The following is an 18,088-nucleotide window of genomic DNA, read 5'->3' as shown; positions in this document are numbered from 1 at the left end:
AGGTTTGTTTCAACGGCCTGTCGACAGTGCGCGTTGGGCGGTGGCGTGGCGGCGAATGAATATTGAACTTTCATTTAATAAGTAACGTATTTGCTAAGAGGTGCCAGATGGAAAAAGTCTCAGCATTTAAACTTCCCGCCGGAACGGAGGAGGCGTTTCAACGTGATGGCGCAGTATGCGTTCGCCAACTGTTCTCTGCAGAAGAGGTGGCGTTGCTGGAATCAGGAATCGAGCAAAATCTCAGACATCCAAGCCCTCGCGCCAAGGTCGCCAGCCGCCCGGACGATCCCGGCTGGTTCTTCGAAGACTTCTGCAATTGGGAAGACATCGATGCCTACAAGACCTTCATCTTCGAAAGCCGGGTCGGTCATGTTGCCGCGCAACTGATGGGAAGTGACTCCGCCAGGCTTTATCACGACCACTTGCTGGTCAAGGAAGCGAACACGCGTCAACGCACCCCTTGGCATCAGGACCAGCCGTACTACAACGTCGATGGCCGTCAGAACTGCAGCATGTGGATGCCGATTGACCCGGTCGCCCGCGAGTCGACGCTGGAGTTTGTCGCCGGATCGCATCTGGGGCCCTGGCTGATGCCCCGTAGCTTCATGGACAGCCAGGCCCAATGGTTTCCCGAGGGCACCTTGAGCGACCTGCCTGACATCGAAGCGGATCGCAGTGTATGGAACATTCTGGGTTGGGAGCTCAACCCGGGCGACGTCGTGTTTTTCCACATGCTCACATTGCATGCTTCTGGTGGGGTGGGGGGCAACAGACGGCGGCGCGCGTTCTCGGTGCGTTTCCTCGGTGATGACATTACCCATGCGCCACGGCAGTGGAAAACCTCCCCCGACTTCCCGGGGCTCGAAGCTGAACTCGCGGCCGGGGCCAGGATGGAACACGCGCGCTTCCCGTTGCTCTGGTCCAAGCCCTGATCCGAGGCGCGAGTGTGAGGATGGCCGGCTATTTGGCGGATGAGGAGGCGAATGGCAGACACCGTCTGTGTGTGATCGAAAAACGTAAATCCCATGTAAAACCATTGATTAGCTATGCAGGATAAAAATATGAAAAAGATTGTGTTAGCTACGGTATTGGCTGTCGTTTCGTCCGGTGTCATGGCCAGGGATATGACGGAAATAAAGTTCGGTGTGGACCCGACCTTCGCGCCTTTCGAGTCCAAGGCGCCAGATGGCAGCCTCGTTGGTTTTGATATTGATCTTGGCAACGCGATCTGCGCCCAGCTCAAGGCCAAATGCGTGTGGGTCGAAACGTCGTTCGACAGCATCATTCCGGCGCTGCGTGCGAAGAAGTTCGACGGGATTATGTCCGCGCTGTCGATCAACGAAAAACGTAAAGCGCAGATCGATTTTTCCGATCGCCTTTATAACTCCCCAACCAAGCTCATCGTCAAAAAGGGCAGCGACCTCGATGCGACGGTCGAGTCGCTGAAGGGCAAGCACGTGGGGGTGACGCAAGGCACCACGCAGGAGGCCTACATGAAATCGGCCTGGGCCCCGGGTGGTGTCGTCATCAAGTCCTATCAGACGCAGGACCTGGTGTATCAAGACCTGATGTCTGGTCGCCTGGATGCCACGCTGACGGACGCACCCGTGGCGGATATCGGGTTTATCCAGACGCCCAAAGGCGCGGGCTACACCTTCTCCAAGACAGAGGTGAAAGACGAAAAGATCCTGGGTGAAGGCATTGCGATCGGGCTGCGCAAGGGCGACGACGAGCTTGAGACTGCGGTCAACGGGGCACTCAAGGCGTTGCATGAAAACGGCACGTACAAACAGCTGGCCGATAAATATTTCTCGTTCGACATCTACAACTGAGTTCACGGTTTTTTTCTGAATTCAACGGTGGGCCCCAGATTTTTCCTGGGCGCCCATCGCGCACGATCATTTCATATAGGAACGAGAGCCATGTTTCTAGAAGGGTTCGGGTCGATCATCCTCGACGGGACAATATCCACGATCAAACTGGCATTACTGTCCATGCTGTTCTCGGTCGTGCTGGGTTTGATAGGCGCATCTGCCAAACTTTCAAAGAATCGAACGCTACGAAATCTGGCGACGGCGTATACCACGCTGATTCGCAGCGTGCCTGATCTGGTGATCATGCTGCTGTTGTTTTACAGCCTGCAAATGGGGCTGAACAACATCACCGAGGCACTCGGTTTTAATCAGATCGACATCAACCCGTTTCTTGCCGGGGTCATCACGCTCGGTTTCATTTACGGCGCTTACTTCACCGAGACGTTTCGTGGGGCGTATCAGTCCGTTCACGCAGGTCAACACGAAGCCGCAATCGCTTACGGCCTGACGCCGGCGAAGGCGTTCCGCAGAATCATGTTCCCGCAAATGATGCGTTACGCACTGCCGGGCATTGGCAACAACTGGCAGGTGGTCGTCAAGGCGACCGCATTGGTCTCCATCATTGGTCTGACGGACATCGTCAAAGTGACCCAGGACGCCGGTAAAAGCACGATGCAGCTCTTTTACTTCAGTCTGGTAGGAGGGCTTATTTACCTGGCGATCACCACCGTCTCCAATGGTGTTCTCGTCTGGCTGCAGATTCATTATTCGGCGGGCGTGAGGAAGGCGGACCTATGAACATGCATGAGTTCATTGCCCAATACTGGAAAGCGTACCTGTGGACGGACGGCTACCAGCTATCCGGCGTCGCCATGACGTTGTGGCTGTTGGTCGCTTCGATCGCCATCGGTTTTCTGCTCTCGATTCCCATGTCGGTAGCGCGGGTGGCGAAGAACCCGTTCATTCGCGGGCCGGTGTGGTTCTACACCTATGTCTTCAGAGGCACGCCGCTGTATATCCAGATGCTCGTTCTCTACACGGGCGTCTACAGTCTGAGCTATGTGCGTGATCAGCCCTTGCTGGATGCTTTCTTCCGAGAGGGCTTCAACTGCACGTTACTGGCGTTTGCGCTGAACACTTGTGCCTACACGACTGAGATCTTCGCCGGGGCCATCCGGGCCACGCCCTATGGGGAAATCGAAGCCGCCCGGGCTTATGGCCTGTCGCCGTTCAAGGTCTACAAACGGGTGATTTTGCCCTCGGCGTTGAGGCGCGCGCTGCCGGCCTACAGTAATGAAGTCATCCTCATGCTGCACTCCACGACCCTGGCGTTCACCGCCACCGTGCCCGACCTCTTGAAAGTGGCTCGAGACGTCAACGCTGAAACCTATGCAACCTTCGAAGCATTTGGCGTCGCTGCCGTGCTCTATGCCGTGATGGTGTTCGGGCTGGTCTGGTTGTTCCGCAAGGGTGAGTCCCGTTGGCTCGCGTTTTTGAAGCCTCAAACACATTGATGGAGAGCACGATGTACAAGCTGAACGTAGAAAACCTCCACAAAAAATACGGCCCTCACGAGGTGTTGAAAGGCGTCTCGCTAAATGCGAAAGCCGGCGATGTAATCAGCATCATCGGTTCCAGCGGTTCAGGTAAAAGCACCTTCCTGCGGTGCATCAATTTTCTTGAGCAGCCCTGCGCCGGGAAAATCACCGTGGGCGGCGAGGAAATCAGGACCCGGCTGGACATGTCAGGTTCGATGATCGTGGCTGACCCCCGGCAGCTTCAGAAGGTGAGAACCAAACTGGCGATGGTGTTTCAACACTTCAATCTCTGGCAGCACATGACGGTGCTGGAAAACGTCATCGAGGCGCCCATCCAGGCGCTGGGGCTGAGCCGAAAAGACGCAGAGGAACGGGCTCGCAAGTACCTGGAAAAAGTGGGCCTGGCCGCGAGCGTTGAAAAGAAATACCCGTCCCACATGTCCGGTGGGCAACAGCAACGGGTCGCGATTGCTCGAGCCCTCGCCATGGAACCTGAGGTGATGCTCTTCGACGAGCCCACGTCCGCGCTTGATCCCGAACTGGTCGGCGAAGTCCTCAAGGTCATGCAAGCGCTGGCCGAAGAAGGGCGAACCATGGTCGTGGTCACCCACGAAATGGGGTTCGCTCGACATGTCTCCAATCACGTCATGTTTTTGCACCAGGGCCTGGTAGAAGAAGAGGGCAACCCTGCTGAGGTATTGACCCATCCCCGGAGTGAGCGTCTGGGCCAGTTCCTGTCAGGGCGGTTGAAGTAGTCGTGGCGTATGCGAGTGCGCTGAACCTGGCGCCCCGCAACCTTTCCAGTCCTTTATTTTCCCAGCGTCTGCCCAGTAGGAGCACGCCAATGTCCTCACCCATACCTGAACTGCTTGAAGTGCAAGATGAAATCCAGCAGATACGCCATCTGATTCACTCCCGTCCAGAGTTGGGCTACGAGGAGTACCTGACCAGCGATCTGGTGGCGGAACGGCTGACCTCATGGGGTTACGAAGTGACCCGAGGGATCGCCAAGACCGGCGTCGTCGCGGTGCTGACCCGAGGAAGCGGAACACGCAAGATCGGGCTGCGTGCCGACATGGATGCCTTACCGATCCATGAAGACACGCACCTTCCCTATCGCAGCCAGGTCGACGGAAAAATGCATGCCTGTGGCCATGATGGCCATACGGCGATGCTGCTGGGTGCGGCCTATGCCCTGGCCAAGCGAAGTCTCTTCGATGGCACGCTCACCTTGATTTTTCAACCCGCGGAAGAAGGCCTGGCCGGGGCGCGCCAGATGATCAGGGAAGGCATACTCGAGCAGTTTCCCTGTGACGCGCTGTTCGCCCTGCACAACATGCCGGGCTACAAGACCGGAACCTTCGGCTTCCGTCCGGGCGCTTTCATGGCATCGGCCGATCAGGTCGATGTGACCATTCGGGGGAAGGGCGGGCATGGTGCGATGCCCCATCTGGCCGCCGACCCGATCGTGGTGTGCGCGAGCATCATCATGGCCTTGCAGACGCTGGTGTCCAGAACCGTCTCTCCCCAGGAGATGAGTGTCATCACCGTGGGTGCGATCCACGCCGGTCGGGCGTCCAATGTGATCCCCGACAGCGCACACATGCTCATCTCGGTGCGCGCGCTGAATCAGCAAGTTCGCGATCAGCTCGAGATCGATATCACTCGCGTGATCGAGTCGCAAGCGACCAGTTACGGCGCCACGGCAGAGATCAAATACAGCGCGGATTATCCCTTGCTGGTGAACGATCCCGCCGCGACGGCATTTGCCGCAAGCGTGGCGCGGGACTGGCTGGGCGATGCCGAGGTCCTGGAAAACATTACCCCCTTCAACGGCAGTGAAGACTTCGCTTATTTCTTGCAGGAGCGGCCGGGCTGTTACCTGATTCTGGGCAATGGAGATGGGGAGGGGGGCTGCATGATCCATGATCCCCGATACGACTTTAACGACGAAATACTCATGCGCGGCGCGGAATATTGGGTCCGTCTGGCCGAGTGCTTTCTCAAGAAAGATGCATGAAACATCAACCCCGTAGAGCGAGGCTTTGACATGTACAAGAAAGTTGCATCAGCACTCACCCTGGCATCCCTCTTCGTTGCACTCGGCGCCGAAGCCGAGCCCACGCTGAGGTTCGGTGTAGACCCAAGCTATCCGCCTTTCGAGAAGAAGATGCCTGATGGGTCCCTGAGTGGATTCGACATTGACCTCGGGGAGGCCATCTGCGCGAACCTGCAAGTCAAGTGCGTATGGGTCGAGCAGAACTTTGACTCCATGATCCCTGCGTTGAAGGCCAGGAAGTTCGACGCCATTCTCTCGGCATTCAGCGCCACGCCCGTGCGCCGTCAGCAGGTGGACTTCACCAACAAGATTTACGTGGCCCCGTCTGCATTGATTGCAAAAACAGATTCCGGGATTCTGCCGGACGACGACTCGTTGAAAGGCAAGTCGGTCGGGGTCATCCAGGGTTCATTGCAGGAAGCGTACGCAAAAAGCGTGTGGGCCCCGAAAGGCGCTCGTATCCAGTCTTACCAGACTCAGGATCAGATCTTTCAGGACCTGATCACAGGTCGCCTGCAAGCATCTTTCCAGGCGGCGGTTCAAGGCGATATCGGTTTACTGCAAACGCCTCGAGGCACTGGTTACGCGTTTGCCGGGCCACCGATAACGGACAAGAGCATTATCGGAGACGGTGTCGCGATCGGCGTGCGAAAAGGGCAGGACGACCTGGTGCAGAAAATCAACGCGTCGATCGTCGCGATCCGGCAGTCAGGTGAATACGACAAAATCGCCAGCAGATACTTCAGCTTCAATGTCTACGGCGACTGATCCTGTCGCGCAAGAGCAGGCGGATATCCGGATGTTCGCCTGTTCCAGTTCCTCACTCGGGTCGCAACTCCTGCACCAGATCAATCAGTGCACGCAATCGAGCCGGCACCAAACGATGACCCGAGTAATAAAGCCTCAATCCGCCAAACGACGGGCACCACGGCCTCAGCACCGGCACCAGGGCGCCGCTGGCCAGTTCTTCCTGGATGAACCACTCGGAAATGAAACCGATGCCAAGGCCCAACATCACAGCCTGTTTGATGGCCAGCAACTCGTTGGAGACGAAGCGCACCGGCAGATCCATCTGCAGCTTCTGGCCGTCGCGCTCCAATTCCCAATGGTAGAGGCCTCCGTGGGCCATGCGCATGCCGATGCTCTGGTGGGTGAGCAGGTCTCGCGGGTGCTCGGGCACGCCGTGGCGCTCGAGGTACTCGGGCGTTGCCACCACGAGCATCTGGATGTCACCTGACAGCGCCACGGCAATCATGTCTTGCGGCACGGACTCTGCCAGGCGAATCCCGGCGTCGAAGCCTCCGGCGACGATGTCGATCATGCTGGATTCGCTGACGACGTCGATGCGCACCTCGGGATAGCGCTGCGCGTACTGCTTGAACAGCGGCTCCAGCAGCAGGTAGGCCGCGCCATGGGGTGCATTGATGCGCAGTGTGCCGCTGGGTTCGTCGGGGCCGACGCTGGCCTCTTCGCCGGCACTTTTGATCTGCGCCAGTGCAGGCGCGATGCGCTCCACATAGCGTTGCCCGATGTCGGTGAGGGCAACGCTGCGCGTGGAACGATTGAACAGGCGCACCTTCAGGCGCGCTTCCAGACCGGCCACCGCGCTGCTCACGGCAGTGGTGGACATGCCCAACTCCTGTGCCGCGCCACGAAAACTGCTGCGGCGCGCAACGGCCAGCACCACTTCCAGCTCGGTCATTCCTGTTCTGTGCATGGATTGTCCTGAAAATGCGGATGCTTCATGAGTCAAAGGATAGCTTATCGGAACAATGAACCCTTCTTAGACTTCGCATCACAGGGCTCGATTCAGGCGAGTCATTTTGAGCGAGGAGTTGCCATGCAACGCATTGAACACATCTACATCAACGGCGAGTTCGTCATTCCACACGGTCAGGAATGGTTCGACCTCCATAACCCGAGCACCGAGGCAGTCATCGGTCAGGTTCGGCTGGGCGATGCACTGGACGCACAGCGTGCCATCGCAGCCGCCAAGGCTGCGTTCCCGGCCTGGTCTCGTACCACTCGGGAGGAGCGTATGGCGGCACTGCAACGCATGCACCGGGCTGTGGCGGCCAGGGAGGAAGAGCTGCTGGAAGCCGTCCTCGTGGAATACGGCGCACCGGCGGTCCGCGGGCGCTGGATGGCGACTTATCCGGCTGACGTGATTGCGCAAGCGATCGATGCACTGGAGGCGTTCGATTTCGAGGAACAGGTCGGCACGGCCAGGGTCATTCTGACGCCCGTGGGTGTTACCGGCCTGATCACGCCCTGGAACAGCAATGCGGGCTTCATCTGCAACAAGCTGGCCACTGCGTTGGCGGCAGGCTGCACCGCCGTCATCAAGCCCAGCGAGATGAGCGCGTTGCAGACTCAGGTCGTGGTCAGGGCGTTGCACGAAGCGGGGCTGCCACCGGGTGTATTCAATATCGTCAACGGACGGGGCGATGTGGTTGGCGAGGAAATCGCCCGTCATCCCGACGTTGCCAAGATCTCGTTCACGGGTTCATCCGCTGTCGGTCAGCATCTGGTAAGAACCGGCGCCGACACCATGAAGCGCGTGACGCTCGAGCTGGGCGGCAAGTCGCCCTCCGTGGTGCTTGACGATGCGGATTTCCAGGCGGTCATGCCGTTGGTGCTGCAAGCCGGATTTCTCAACAGCGGCCAGGCGTGCATCGCGGGCACTCGCATTCTGGTGCCGCGCAGCCGGCTGGCAGAGTTCGAGCGGATTGCGAAGGAGGGTATCTCACAGATTCAATCGGGTGATCCGCGCAACGCCGACACCGACATCGGCCCGATGGTGAGTCAGAAACAATGGGAGCGGGTGCAGCGCTACATCCGTATCGGCCAGGAGGAAGGCGCGAGCTTGCTGGCGGGGGGCGAAGGTCGGCCGGAAGGTTTGCACGCCGGATGGTTCGTCAAGCCCACGATCTTCACGGATGCCAACAACCGGATGCGCATCGCGCGTGAGGAAATCTTCGGCCCCGTGCTGACGATCATCCCCTACGAGGATGATGCCGATGCGATCAGCATTGCCAACGATACGGACTATGGGCTGAGTGCTCTGGTGCTGGGAAAGAGTCCCGAACGCTGTATGAACGTCGCCCGTCAGATCGATTCGGGACGCGTGCTCATTAACACGCTGGCCCACGAACCGCGTGCCCCCTTCGGTGGATTCAAGCATTCGGGCCTTGGGCGTGAAATGGGCCGGTGGGGGATGAGCGCGTATCTGGAACCGAAGACATTGATTGCGCATGACCCGTTGAAATGACCGGGTCGGGCTCTTGTCAGGGAGTGCTGGGCCCGAGGTTTTCGAGTTCCAGTGCGATACCCGATGGCAAGAGCCCACGAAAAAATGAAGTTAGGGAAATGGGAGAAAGTCTATCCGCCTTCTACTGCGGGCAGGGAAGGACTGTTATTGATCAGGGCATCAAGGCAGTCCGAAGACAACAGTACTTGCCAATTATTTTTAATCGCCGAACAAGCCGATAAGACTCCAGGCTGTCCCAGTAGTAAAGATGAAAAGAATCAGTACAAACGTAAGGACGATCGACTCATTACGCATGACGGTGACTCCCTGGAATGGCATGGCACAATGAGCAGCCAATCTCCGGAGAAGGCGTTTTATGCATCTGTTTCATGCATAGGAAGTACCCTGGGAGTGCTGCTTGCTCAGTTGCTCTCAATGAGTGTGTTAGTGAACACACAGCATTCTCTATGCCAATACCCAGCAGCCTGTAAGTCCTGCCGGGTGACCAGTTTTATGGGTGGTTCAGATATAGGTTGCGGGTAATACAGCCCACTGTTGGGGGTATTTCCTCTGAATAGGGTTGGCAATATGAAGGACTGGCAGGTCTTGGAGACTGGCTTCGGGTGCAGTGTCTGTCGGACCCTTAGTTGCCGTTGTAATTCTGTCTTTAATTTTATCAAGTCTCAAAGCCCTCCCCCGAAGCGATACTGCCAGGCTACGCCAATAGCATCGTATTCGCTGCCGGTACGAGTATGCGCCCCCTCACTCGCAAACAGCTTCAGCGAGTTATTCCGGTTCAACGGCAGCGAGAGGGTGCCCCCATAGCGTGTATTTTCCTGAAAGTCGTGATTACCGACCCCATCGACCGAGGTGCTCCCGCCAGCGAAGTAGGTGCCATCCAGCGAGGCCCAGACACCGTTACTGAAGGCATAGATAAGATGCACCTGAACCTGGTAAGTCGGGTTCTGGGAAAATGTGTGGTCGCCAAGGTATTGGTCATTGTCGGTGTAAAAGGTGCCCGCACCGGATAACTCCAGGGTCACGGGCCCCAGGCGCTTGGAAATCCCGAGTTCGGGCTTGAATGACCAGCGGTTGTTGCCGAGATTGACCAGCCTGCTGGAGTCGTATTGGCCAAGTGGCGCCGTAATTGCGAGGCTGGCGCCGATAATCACATCCTGTTGATAGCCGGGAAACTCGGCCAGGGACATCGCCGGGGCGCCATATAAGTTGACCGAGAACCGGAATCTTGGATCTATCAAGCCAGTCACATTTCGTTCCTTCGGTTCACCGGCGAACAGCGCCGAGCCTGTCAATCTGGCTTCAGGCACGACAATATCGAACTTCCCGGAGCGGCCCCAAACGTCCAGCGACCTGGCAAAGGCAAACACGACAGTCTTGATGTCGAGCTTGGCATCCTGGAGTGGGACTGAGGGGTTGGCGGTCACGCTACCCCGCAGATCGCTGTAGCCCATGAGCAGGAAGTTGATACCAACCGGCGTATTGGCGTAGGACCTGGGTTCGAGATCCTCGGCGACTGCACTGGGGGCTACTATGATGAGTGAAGCGGATGCGAACCGGGCCAGCCTGACAACACAGAGTTTGTGTTTCATCCACATTCGCTCGCTTCCTGCCGGGACCTCAGGGTTCTATGTATTGTTGTAGCGCATCTTCACTCGTTTAGCACTGACAGCTGCCACCCGCATGGTGTAACCGCACTGACTGTTTGATCGGATACTCCGGGTCGAGCAGTGAGCAGGCATACTTTCCCGGCGCCCTCGAACATGCGGTTCTATCCATTCACCAGGCTCTCAGGGTTTGCCCTTGGGTAATCTGCTCGTACATACGGACCCTTCGGTGATTTCGCGCATAACCGCCCATCGCCGAGACGGTGCCGCTTTGAATGTGATCCAGGTAACGGAACATCTTTCGCGGTGAAATAAAACGCACCTGGTAGCCAAGGGCAGTCATTCGATCCTGCAGTTCATAACCCGGATTACGTTCATCCATTTGAAAGTGAAAGCCGTGTTGCTTGATGAGTGCCACATTCCACAGCGTGCAAAAGCTCTTCAGATGCCTTTCTCGATAGGGCTTCGGCGCTCTTGCCTGAAAGCCGAGCGCCTGCAGGCTTCGTCGGGCGTAGTGCTTGCAAAAACGTGAGGCCAGGCGCCAGGCCGAGCGAGCAACGCCACGATCCAGTTGTTCCAGGCATCCGACGGCGGCCACTTCGCGTTGACCCGTACATTGGTCGATCATCATGGCGAAGACTGCCGGATCGTAAATGAAGGTATCGGTGTGCAACAGAAACAGATAGTCGGTTTCAACCTGTGCCAACGCGAGATCCAGAGCCCTGCCATGGGCCATGTTTCCCGCTTCGGGGCCTGTGTGCTTGCGTTCGATCAGTTGAATCCAGTCCAGCGTGCGCAAGTACTCGCTGCTGGCGTCGTCCGAGTGGTTATCCACCACAATCACTGGAACACCGGTGCCCCGCAAAGCTTCCTGTAACAGCGTGAGACAGGTTTTCGTCAGATGAAGTGTTTTGTAGTTAACCAACGCAATGCTGTAGTTGGCTGTCGTTGGGGTTGGAAGATTCATAACCTGTTGAGCCTCGATGATTTAACCGATACCGCGCAAGACTTCTCAAAATTGACGGGGCCTGCGCGCCGTCAATTTGAGCGCGAGACGTCATTGGAGGCGGTGTTGTGATTGCTGGCGGTGGCTGTCGCCGTGGCAGCTGCGGACTGTTGAGGCGTGGTCATGGCGGTTGCCCTTGCAGCTTCCATTTTGGCCATCACGGTATCGCCACCGCCTTCTGCCATTGCGGCGACAGACGCAGTCATCAGGGTCACGATCAAAAGGGTTTTCAGGCTGTTCATGAGTGTTCTCCAGTAGTGAGTTGAGCCAACACACTGTTTGTTGGCTTGGACTCATCCTGACGCTCACGGCCTTTCACGCTGTTCCCCGCAACTTAAATTTTTTGACAGGTTGGCAACCACGCTGGATTGCTTGCCAGTGCGGGTTCAAGTGCAACGGGGAGGGGAGGAAGTACGGCGGGTATACGCCAGGCCGGACAATGCCTGCCAGCGCCTGACACTATTACCAGTCGTCAATACGAATCGGGCATCAAATCCAGTGAGGAGAATAGGGAGTTCGCATCCATAGTCATAGCGCACACCTACGTTAGCTCAAGTCGCTCTAACGCATAATCCTTGCCTGCCAAGGTAAGTTCAAAAATGGTGGCGCCGAACGTACCCCTTGTCACCTTTTGCTTCACAAGACGTTTGGCTTGGAGTTGTTTTAGCCCTTCTTCGACTTCTAACGTGCTGAGTGAGACAAGTTTGCAAACCGAGTTTAAATTTGCAATTTTTCTGAAGTTCGCATGATAGGCCAAAGCTTCCATCAGTAGCGTTTGGTTATCTGTCAGTTGTGGAAACTGAGGGTTGTTCTTTTTGTAAATTTTTCGCTCTATCTCGTGTAACTCGCTGTAAGTTCCATCCGTGATGCGGGCGTAGAAAATCGCTACAGACAGAGTGCTGATTACAATCGCGATAATCATCAGCAGCGACCAATTCGGCATTGGCGTTTCCAGCAAAAGCCAATCCAAAAAACGTAGCAGCCAGTTCGTGGTATCTGCCAACAACGTCAGGTCGAAGTAAATGTCGAGCAGCCTTATGGCAAGCCCGGCGACAAGGAAAATTCCAGCCGAGTAGGCCACGGCCTTGAACATGAACGGGGAGTGCTTGCCTTGTGCTGCCATGCTACTCGTCTCTGGTATAGAAACAGATGTCATCAGCATAGCAGTGGAAAAGCTACCCCCTGGCAGTCGACCTGCAAGGTCAGCTATTGGCCGGTTTCCACCCTTTACCGAGGGCTGCCATGGGTTGATAGCTAGGCGGTGAAGTGGCCGTTCGGTTGAGCCGTTCCCCGCCTGGCATATTGATCGAGCGCGCCAGCGTTATCCGCCGTGGAGGGTCCGGCGTATTACCTATCCCGGGCCATGGGCCCTGCGGCACTAGCGATGGTTGCGATAGCGTTCGGTCAAGGACTGCACGCGGGTGACGTAGGATTGCGTCTCGGCGTAGGGAGGCACCCCGTTGTACTCGACCACGGACGCTTCGCCGGCGTTGTAACCTGCCAACGCCAGCATCTGGTTGCCGTTGAAGCGCTTGAGCAGCCAGGCCAGGTAGCGCACGCCGCCACGAATGTTCTGGCGTGCGTCGAACGGATCGTCCACGGCGAAGCGCTCGGCGGTGGCGGGCATCAACTGCATCAGTCCCTGGGCGCCGGCTTCGGAAATGGCGTTGGGGCGAAACGCCGATTCGGCATGCATCACTGCGCGGACCAGCGCCCTGTCGACACCATAATGATCCGAAGCGGCTTCGATCTCCCGCCGATAGGACTGGGTGTCCAGGCGCAGTGAGGCGACCTTGAAATCCTTCGGCGCCATGCACAGATAGCAGCCCTTGATGTAATAGAGCTCAAGGACATCGACCCGTGCGGAGATCCCGACGGGGCGCCGGCTCACATATTGACGAACACCCTTGTGGATGAAGGTCCACACCCGGATCCGCACCGCGTCCGTGTCGTCTTCCCGGACAAACCGTGGCAGGGCCATGGTCTTGGCGCCGACACCGGCGTCCGCCATGCCATTCAGGCGAGTGCAGCGGGCGGTGGCGATGGTTTGGCTGGTGTAGCTGATGGCTCCGTCCCTGGCTTGGCACTTGAACATGGCGCTGGCGCACAGCGGAGCGACCAGCAAGGCCAGCTCGATACAGCCAAGAAGACTCTTGCGAGCCCATCGCCATGCTCTGGAACTCATTACATTGCTCCGCGCCGCAGGCGCCGATCAGGTCTGGGGCGCCTGGCCCGGGCGTTGCCTTTGGTGGAATTATTCTGGATGACCTGCCTTTTGTTCTGATAGTTATACCCCTTGTAACCGGCCTTGGAACTTGCGTTGACGTACGGGCTGTCGGCGTCCCCGGGCGAGGCGCAGGTCTGATTGCGCTTACGACGCGTCGTCCCGGCTTGCCAGGGCCGTGTGCTGCCTGTCACCGAAGGCTGCAAACGACTGTTCTCTGCCACTCCCTTCTTCGACGTGCATGGGGCAACAGAATGTAAACGCAGCCCAGCACTAATGTGACTTGTCATGGTCAATAAGTCCCGCACGAGCGCCAGCGCTCGTGCTGCCCGGAACCGACCGGATCCGCATCGGCATTTTGATCAAGGACAGTGAAAGCATGCTCGCCGCCATTTAATCTGCAACCGCCTGCAAAGGGCCCCGTGAATCGGGACTCGCCGTACGTTTATCCCTCAATCCAATTCGAAGATTTAAAGCATGCACCTACGCAAAATTGCAGTTGGGCTGTCGGCCCTTGTTTTGCTCTCGACCGGGGCGCAAGCCCGCAGTCTGCTGGATCTCCTCAAGCCACCCGCCCAGCATCAGGAACAAGCGTCCCACTCAGGCTCGATCAGCCAGAGCGCGGCCCTGGACCTCTATTCAAACAAACAGAAGCAGGCATCGTTTGACGGCTGCGCAGAGCTGTTCCCGGCGGCGAAACCGATCAACACGGCCACTGTGCCCGCCACCATGAAACCCCTTGCGCTGTGTTCCGACAATTTCGCGGTGCTGTACTCGCAAACCAGCAAGACGCCGATGGTCGTGGTCGAACGCCTGAATGCCGCCCAGCTGCAGGATGCAAAAGGGGAGGAGCGCACCAACCAGTTCTATCCGGACCCACGCATCCCCAAGAGTGGGCGGGCTGAGTTGAGCGACTACCGCAGCCAACACCCGGCCGTGGACCGTGGCCATCAATCCCCGGCAGCCGATGCACCGAACCCCAATGCAATGGCCCAATCCTTTGCGCTGTCGAACATGGTGCCGCAAGACCCGACCAACAACCGGAAAATCTGGAGCAAGGTCGAGTCTGATGTCAGGAAGTTTGCCAAGCGAGCCGATGGCGATGTGTTTGTCTTTACCGGCCCGATCTTTGACCCGGACCACACCACCATCGGCACCAACAAGGTCTGGGTGCCGACCCGCCTGTTCAAGCTGGTTTACGACGCCTCGTCCAAGCGTGCCTGGGCCTACGTACTGCCCAACGCTGAAACCCGTATCGAGAAACCCATGGACTACGAGGCCTTCGTGAAGAGTACCGGGCTCAACTTGTTGGGGAATCTACCGGTCACAGGATCCGTCGGGCGATCGTGATCTGTGGGTATAACCTGGGAGTCGCTTGACTCCCAGAAATCAGATAAAAGTCGCCGAGCATCTGAAGGAGGGCGCGGTTGGGGCTATATAAACTTGCTTAATATTGCGGCACTTTCTTTCACCAATACATATTTGGCCGTAACAGCGCAAATTCTTGTCCTTTATGACGCCATCCACTTTGGAGCACTTAAACGAGTAGCTGCATCATTTAGTTAGGGCTGTCTCATAAAGGTCACCGCCGGTGACCTTTATGAATGGATGGACTGCGTCCCAGCAAGCACATTGATCCCTAAGGTTTACAGTTCTTCACCGGCCTCAAGATTCAGCTTTGCAGCCGTTTCTCCCACCATATCCAGAATCTTGAGACCAGTTTCGAGAACAGCCTGGCTCAATGCTTTGTCTCGAATACCATCGCTAAGCGCAGTGAATGACACTCCTGCGGCTGCAACCACTGCTAACTGGTCCCGCTCATCCGGTCGCGGTGGTGGAGGGGGTACCAAAATCCACCACCCAGCTGGCAAATTCAACTTTATAGGGCGGCCAGATGGACACCAATCATCGTCGACCAACGCACGCAAGAATCCAGAAGCATCGCCGCCCTGCGCGTGGATCAACGAAGCTGCATCTGTGAGACGGCGAGCCAGATCCACCGCGGCCAACTGTGCCGTAAAGGCCCAATGATCCTCTGGATGGGTTCTCCACGGTTCGGGGAACGGGCCTTCTCTCCATGGTTCTGGGGTTGGGCCTGCTCTCCAGGGTTGGGTGCCTGGGCCAAATTGTTGTGTGAAGCGATGACCTGGACCGCCTGGACCTGCGGGGCCACCGCCCAAAGGCTCCCATAAGCGAGGGTGCAATCGGACAAATATCCTGAATATGGCTGAGCGTGTATCCATGACATTCTCCTTCTTCGGAATGAATGACGCGGCACTTTCGGCCAAGCAATACCAACAACGATTTCTAACGCCTGCACAGGGCAGGCCGGAAACGACGAAAACATGGTAACGACGTCAGATGGTCGTCAGTGGGATATAGAGCATAGTTCTGATTGTCTTGAGGCGAACTCCGTCCGTCTGCTGGACGTTTTTCAGAACGCGGTACTCGTACTTTGCTACAGCGCCCGGGCTGGGGCATATCGGCTTTGCTCTCCAGCTGTTGCGCCACATTTGCCAGGACGCGAACAACCGAAAACCAATGGACTACGAGGCCTTCGTAAAGAGTACCGGGCTCAACTTGTTGGGGAATCTACCGGTCACAGGATCCGTCGGGCGCTCTTGATGGCTTGATGAACGGCTTCCCTGGAAATGGCAGGGCAGACTGACGTTTCACCCACCACTGCGACGGTCCAGGCCAGACCGTCGCTACCCAGCCCAGGGTCGCCAGCAGCGTTCAGGCGGTCACCCGAAAATAAAAGAATGAGCTATTGAGCCTGGCTGTGGTCGATTCAAATAGCGAGGCAAGAAAGTGCTATCGCAGCGCGATCCTACAGTTAGAGAGGTGAATACCTTGAACAGCATCATTTACATCGTTGGATTGGTAGTGGTCATTGCAGTTGTCCTGTCGTTCCTCGGACTTGCATAGTCTGAGGAGTGCTTCCTGACGGGCACTCCTGTCCATCCATACATCAGAAGGGGCGAGCGAGCCGCCCGCCCTTTGCCAAATTGCCCGGCAAGCGCAGAACAAATGTCCGATTCGTTGCTGGCGGATTCTCGTGGGTCGCACTAGCGACGATAGTAGCGGTGCTCGTCCTCGTAGCGGTGCCGCATGGCTCGATCCTCGTGGTGCTCCCAATAACGATGGCGCTCAGCTTCCCGGCGGGCTTGCTCTCTGCGCCACTGTTCTCTCCGCCATTCGTCTCGGCGCCAATCGTCTCTACGATCGTGCCAACGGCCGTCATGCCAGTATCGGTCGTCATGGGCAAGCAACGGCCCTGGCTGTTTGTCGGCCATAGTGGCCAAGGTCGGCCAAGGGTTGCCGGCAGCCTGGGCCGGAGCCTGAACGGCTGCGACTTCAGTTGCGAAAACAGGGGTTGAGGTCTTCATCTGTGTTGCTGATGCCGAGCCCACCGCCGCGAACGCGAACAGGCCGAAGAGCACCATCCGTGGGTCATGGAATTTCATGAGCGAAGACAACCTCTGATTGACAATTGGACGAGTGGCCATCCGGCTGCGGGAAGTCTGCGAGTTCGCGTTTACCGAGCGGATGTGCCTATCCACATAGACCGATAGATAGAGAAAAGTTCTGGGGAGCGGCCGCATAAATAGTCGGGAACGGCGGTTATGACCCATAGCTGTCAGGCTGAATCCTTTCATGTTCATTCGCGACTAGAATTTCCCTGCCGACTCTCCTAAAGCCCGGGCGGATTTCAACCGTGCAGCGTCGGGTCTTGAGCGTTATTTATTTCGGCCAGGGAAACCGGTATGACAAATCCACAAGATAAAGCCGAATCCGACGAGGATTTAGCTCAGATGGTAATAGGACGAGGGCCCTGTACCTATCTATTGCTGCTCTTACTAGGATTAATCCTCCTGTTCCCCTTTCTTGAGGAAGGAATATTTGCTCGCACGTTGCTCGGCATTCTGTTTTCAATCGTGCTGCTCGTGGGCGCTTTCGCCACCCGGCAGACCCGGCAGGGCTTCATCTTCAAACTGGGTCTGGCATTGCTTGGGGTTGGCCTTCAATGGGCGGCGTTGTGGGCTGGGAGTATCGCGATTCTTGACCTTGCCGGGATAGCCTATGCAGCGTCTCTTGCAGTCTCGTTTAGCGGCGTGCTTCGCTATATTCTGATGCGCGGACCGATTACCGCCGACAAGCTGCATGGCGCGCTTGCGGGGTACATCATGCTGGCCTTCGTTTGGTCCTTCGTCTATGCGCTGGTCGAGATATCCAGCGCTGGTTCATTCGGCCCTGGCCACCTCGACTTCGGACAGCCCGGGACTTTCTTCAAACTGATCTACTTTAGCCACACAACGCTCACGACCACCGGTTACGGTGATGTTATCCCAATGACCAACCACGCCCGTTCACTGGTGATGGTCGAAGAATTTTCAGGCGTCTTTTATGTGGGTGTTGTGATAGCGCGGCTTGCCGGGCTTTATCCGTCGAATCAGATCAAGTGACTCTCGATTTGCCTGGGCTACCTTCCCGCGCCGGATAGTTCCAGGGACGAGGGTTCCGTTGAAGCGCGCCTGCATTCGTTTAGCACTGACAGTTGCATGCCGCGAT

At 57.1% G+C, this 18,088-nt stretch carries 17 protein-coding genes and 1 pseudogene; 11 read left to right on the top strand and 7 right to left on the bottom strand.

Annotated elements, in window-relative coordinates:
* Positions 1 to 107 precede the first annotated feature (107 nt).
* The 7 genes from LAB08_RS18205 to LAB08_RS18175 all read left to right on the top strand — a co-directional run bounded on the left by LAB08_RS18205 (position 108) and on the right by LAB08_RS18175 (position 6,179).
* Entirely contained in the window at positions 108 to 932 is an 825-nt protein-coding gene (locus LAB08_RS18205) for a phytanoyl-CoA dioxygenase family protein (RefSeq protein ID WP_096510390.1), read from the top strand.
* 129 nt (positions 933 to 1,061) lie between these two features.
* Positions 1,062 to 1,832 carry an ABC transporter substrate-binding protein gene (locus LAB08_RS18200; protein WP_096510391.1) on the top strand — a complete coding sequence of 257 codons (771 nt, stop codon included), beginning with the start codon at positions 1,062 to 1,064 and terminating at the stop codon, positions 1,830 to 1,832.
* 90 nt (positions 1,833 to 1,922) lie between these two features.
* Positions 1,923 to 2,612 (top strand): ABC transporter permease, encoded by a 690-nt coding sequence (locus LAB08_RS18195; protein WP_096510392.1) that lies wholly within the window; start codon positions 1,923 to 1,925, stop codon positions 2,610 to 2,612.
* 2 nt (positions 2,613 to 2,614) lie between these two features.
* On the top strand, positions 2,615 to 3,328 hold the full coding sequence (locus tag LAB08_RS18190; RefSeq protein WP_096515325.1) for an ABC transporter permease: 714 nt from the start codon (positions 2,615 to 2,617) through the stop codon (positions 3,326 to 3,328).
* A gap of 11 nt (positions 3,329 to 3,339) precedes the next feature.
* Positions 3,340 to 4,107, top strand: coding sequence for an ABC transporter ATP-binding protein (locus tag LAB08_RS18185; protein WP_096510393.1), 768 nt, complete (start codon positions 3,340 to 3,342; stop codon positions 4,105 to 4,107).
* Between the two features lie 89 nt (positions 4,108 to 4,196).
* On the top strand, positions 4,197 to 5,372 hold the full coding sequence (locus LAB08_RS18180) for a M20 aminoacylase family protein (protein ID WP_096510394.1): 1,176 nt from the start codon (positions 4,197 to 4,199) through the stop codon (positions 5,370 to 5,372).
* 30 nt (positions 5,373 to 5,402) lie between these two features.
* The gene (locus tag LAB08_RS18175) at positions 5,403 to 6,179 is read left to right on the top strand and encodes an ABC transporter substrate-binding protein (protein WP_096510395.1); all 777 of its coding nucleotides are present in this window, start codon (positions 5,403 to 5,405) and stop codon (positions 6,177 to 6,179) included.
* 52 nt (positions 6,180 to 6,231) lie between these two features.
* Here LAB08_RS18175 and LAB08_RS18170 read toward each other — a convergent pair whose 3' ends face one another.
* Complete coding sequence (locus LAB08_RS18170) at positions 6,232 to 7,128, bottom strand: LysR family transcriptional regulator (protein WP_172901590.1); 897 nt, start codon at positions 7,126 to 7,128, stop codon at positions 6,232 to 6,234.
* Between the two features lie 123 nt (positions 7,129 to 7,251).
* Here LAB08_RS18170 and LAB08_RS18165 point away from each other — a divergent pair, with 123 nt between their 5' ends.
* Positions 7,252 to 8,682, top strand: a complete 1,431-nt coding sequence (locus LAB08_RS18165; RefSeq protein WP_096510397.1) for an aldehyde dehydrogenase family protein — start codon at positions 7,252 to 7,254, stop codon at positions 8,680 to 8,682.
* Between the two features lie 662 nt (positions 8,683 to 9,344).
* On the opposite strand, the gene LAB08_RS18160 is transcribed toward LAB08_RS18165, so the two are convergent.
* From LAB08_RS18160 to LAB08_RS18140, 5 genes are all read right to left on the bottom strand, one after another.
* Positions 9,345 to 10,277: a transporter gene (locus LAB08_RS18160; protein WP_096510398.1), complete on the bottom strand. Its 933-nt coding sequence runs from the start codon at positions 10,275 to 10,277 to the stop codon at positions 9,345 to 9,347.
* Positions 10,278 to 10,458: 181 nt separating this feature from the next.
* Positions 10,459 to 11,253, bottom strand: a complete 795-nt coding sequence (locus LAB08_RS18155; RefSeq protein ID WP_096510399.1) for a glycosyltransferase — start codon at positions 11,251 to 11,253, stop codon at positions 10,459 to 10,461.
* Positions 11,254 to 11,324: 71 nt separating this feature from the next.
* On the bottom strand, positions 11,325 to 11,534 hold the full coding sequence (locus LAB08_RS18150) for a co-regulatory protein PtrA N-terminal domain-containing protein (RefSeq protein ID WP_096510400.1): 210 nt from the start codon (positions 11,532 to 11,534) through the stop codon (positions 11,325 to 11,327).
* 299 nt (positions 11,535 to 11,833) lie between these two features.
* Positions 11,834 to 12,415 (bottom strand): hypothetical protein, encoded by a 582-nt coding sequence (locus LAB08_RS18145; protein ID WP_096510401.1) that lies wholly within the window; start codon positions 12,413 to 12,415, stop codon positions 11,834 to 11,836.
* Positions 12,416 to 12,670: 255 nt separating this feature from the next.
* Positions 12,671 to 13,477, bottom strand: a complete 807-nt coding sequence (locus LAB08_RS18140; RefSeq protein WP_096510402.1) for a lytic transglycosylase domain-containing protein — start codon at positions 13,475 to 13,477, stop codon at positions 12,671 to 12,673.
* Between the two features lie 516 nt (positions 13,478 to 13,993).
* On the opposite strand from LAB08_RS18140, the gene LAB08_RS18135 reads away from it, so the two are divergent.
* Together LAB08_RS18135 and LAB08_RS30410 are read left to right on the top strand one after the other, a co-directional pair.
* The gene (locus LAB08_RS18135) at positions 13,994 to 14,866 is read left to right on the top strand and encodes a DNA/RNA non-specific endonuclease (protein WP_096510403.1); all 873 of its coding nucleotides are present in this window, start codon (positions 13,994 to 13,996) and stop codon (positions 14,864 to 14,866) included.
* Positions 14,867 to 16,048: 1,182 nt separating this feature from the next.
* A pseudogene (locus LAB08_RS30410) lies at positions 16,049 to 16,141 on the top strand (DNA/RNA non-specific endonuclease); the annotation flags it as partial.
* Between the two features lie 443 nt (positions 16,142 to 16,584).
* Here the strand turns inward: LAB08_RS30410 and LAB08_RS30405 are convergent.
* On the bottom strand, positions 16,585 to 16,983 hold the full coding sequence (locus tag LAB08_RS30405) for a hypothetical protein (RefSeq protein WP_096515327.1): 399 nt from the start codon (positions 16,981 to 16,983) through the stop codon (positions 16,585 to 16,587).
* 300 nt (positions 16,984 to 17,283) lie between these two features.
* Between LAB08_RS30405 and LAB08_RS18130 the strand changes: the two genes are divergently transcribed.
* Positions 17,284 to 17,982 carry a potassium channel family protein gene (locus tag LAB08_RS18130; protein WP_096510405.1) on the top strand — a complete coding sequence of 233 codons (699 nt, stop codon included), beginning with the start codon at positions 17,284 to 17,286 and terminating at the stop codon, positions 17,980 to 17,982.
* The last annotated feature ends 106 nt before the right edge of the window (positions 17,983 to 18,088 follow it).

It is taken from the genome of Pseudomonas izuensis (genome assembly GCF_002356535.2).
GTDB lineage: Bacteria > Pseudomonadota > Gammaproteobacteria > Pseudomonadales > Pseudomonadaceae > Aquipseudomonas > Aquipseudomonas izuensis.
The sequence above is the reverse complement of the archived record's forward strand: the minus strand, read 5'-3'. Positions and strand labels throughout refer to the sequence as shown.

Excerpts from the sequence above, each read along its gene's own strand:
- LAB08_RS18170 (WP_172901590.1), bottom strand. The coding sequence starts at position 7,128 with ATGCACAGAACAGGAATGACCGAGCTGGAAGTGGTGCTGGCCGTTGCG.
- LAB08_RS18145 (WP_096510401.1), bottom strand. The coding sequence starts at position 12,415 with ATGGCAGCACAAGGCAAGCACTCCCCGTTCATGTTCAAGGCCGTGGCC.
- LAB08_RS18195 (WP_096510392.1), top strand. The coding sequence starts at position 1,923 with ATGTTTCTAGAAGGGTTCGGGTCGATCATCCTCGACGGGACAATATCC.
- LAB08_RS18185 (WP_096510393.1), top strand. The coding sequence starts at position 3,340 with ATGTACAAGCTGAACGTAGAAAACCTCCACAAAAAATACGGCCCTCAC.
- LAB08_RS30405 (WP_096515327.1), bottom strand. The coding sequence starts at position 16,983 with ATGAAATTCCATGACCCACGGATGGTGCTCTTCGGCCTGTTCGCGTTC.
- LAB08_RS18130 (WP_096510405.1), top strand. The coding sequence starts at position 17,284 with ATGACAAATCCACAAGATAAAGCCGAATCCGACGAGGATTTAGCTCAG.
- LAB08_RS18165 (WP_096510397.1), top strand. The coding sequence starts at position 7,252 with ATGCAACGCATTGAACACATCTACATCAACGGCGAGTTCGTCATTCCA.
- LAB08_RS18135 (WP_096510403.1), top strand. The coding sequence starts at position 13,994 with ATGCACCTACGCAAAATTGCAGTTGGGCTGTCGGCCCTTGTTTTGCTC.
- LAB08_RS18160 (WP_096510398.1), bottom strand. The coding sequence starts at position 10,277 with ATGTGGATGAAACACAAACTCTGTGTTGTCAGGCTGGCCCGGTTCGCA.
- LAB08_RS18140 (WP_096510402.1), bottom strand. The coding sequence starts at position 13,477 with ATGAGTTCCAGAGCATGGCGATGGGCTCGCAAGAGTCTTCTTGGCTGT.
- LAB08_RS18175 (WP_096510395.1), top strand. The coding sequence starts at position 5,403 with ATGTACAAGAAAGTTGCATCAGCACTCACCCTGGCATCCCTCTTCGTT.
- LAB08_RS18155 (WP_096510399.1), bottom strand. The coding sequence starts at position 11,253 with ATGAATCTTCCAACCCCAACGACAGCCAACTACAGCATTGCGTTGGTT.
- LAB08_RS18190 (WP_096515325.1), top strand. The coding sequence starts at position 2,615 with ATGCATGAGTTCATTGCCCAATACTGGAAAGCGTACCTGTGGACGGAC.
- LAB08_RS18205 (WP_096510390.1), top strand. The coding sequence starts at position 108 with ATGGAAAAAGTCTCAGCATTTAAACTTCCCGCCGGAACGGAGGAGGCG.
- LAB08_RS18180 (WP_096510394.1), top strand. The coding sequence starts at position 4,197 with ATGTCCTCACCCATACCTGAACTGCTTGAAGTGCAAGATGAAATCCAG.
- LAB08_RS18200 (WP_096510391.1), top strand. The coding sequence starts at position 1,062 with ATGAAAAAGATTGTGTTAGCTACGGTATTGGCTGTCGTTTCGTCCGGT.
- LAB08_RS18150 (WP_096510400.1), bottom strand. The coding sequence starts at position 11,534 with ATGAACAGCCTGAAAACCCTTTTGATCGTGACCCTGATGACTGCGTCT.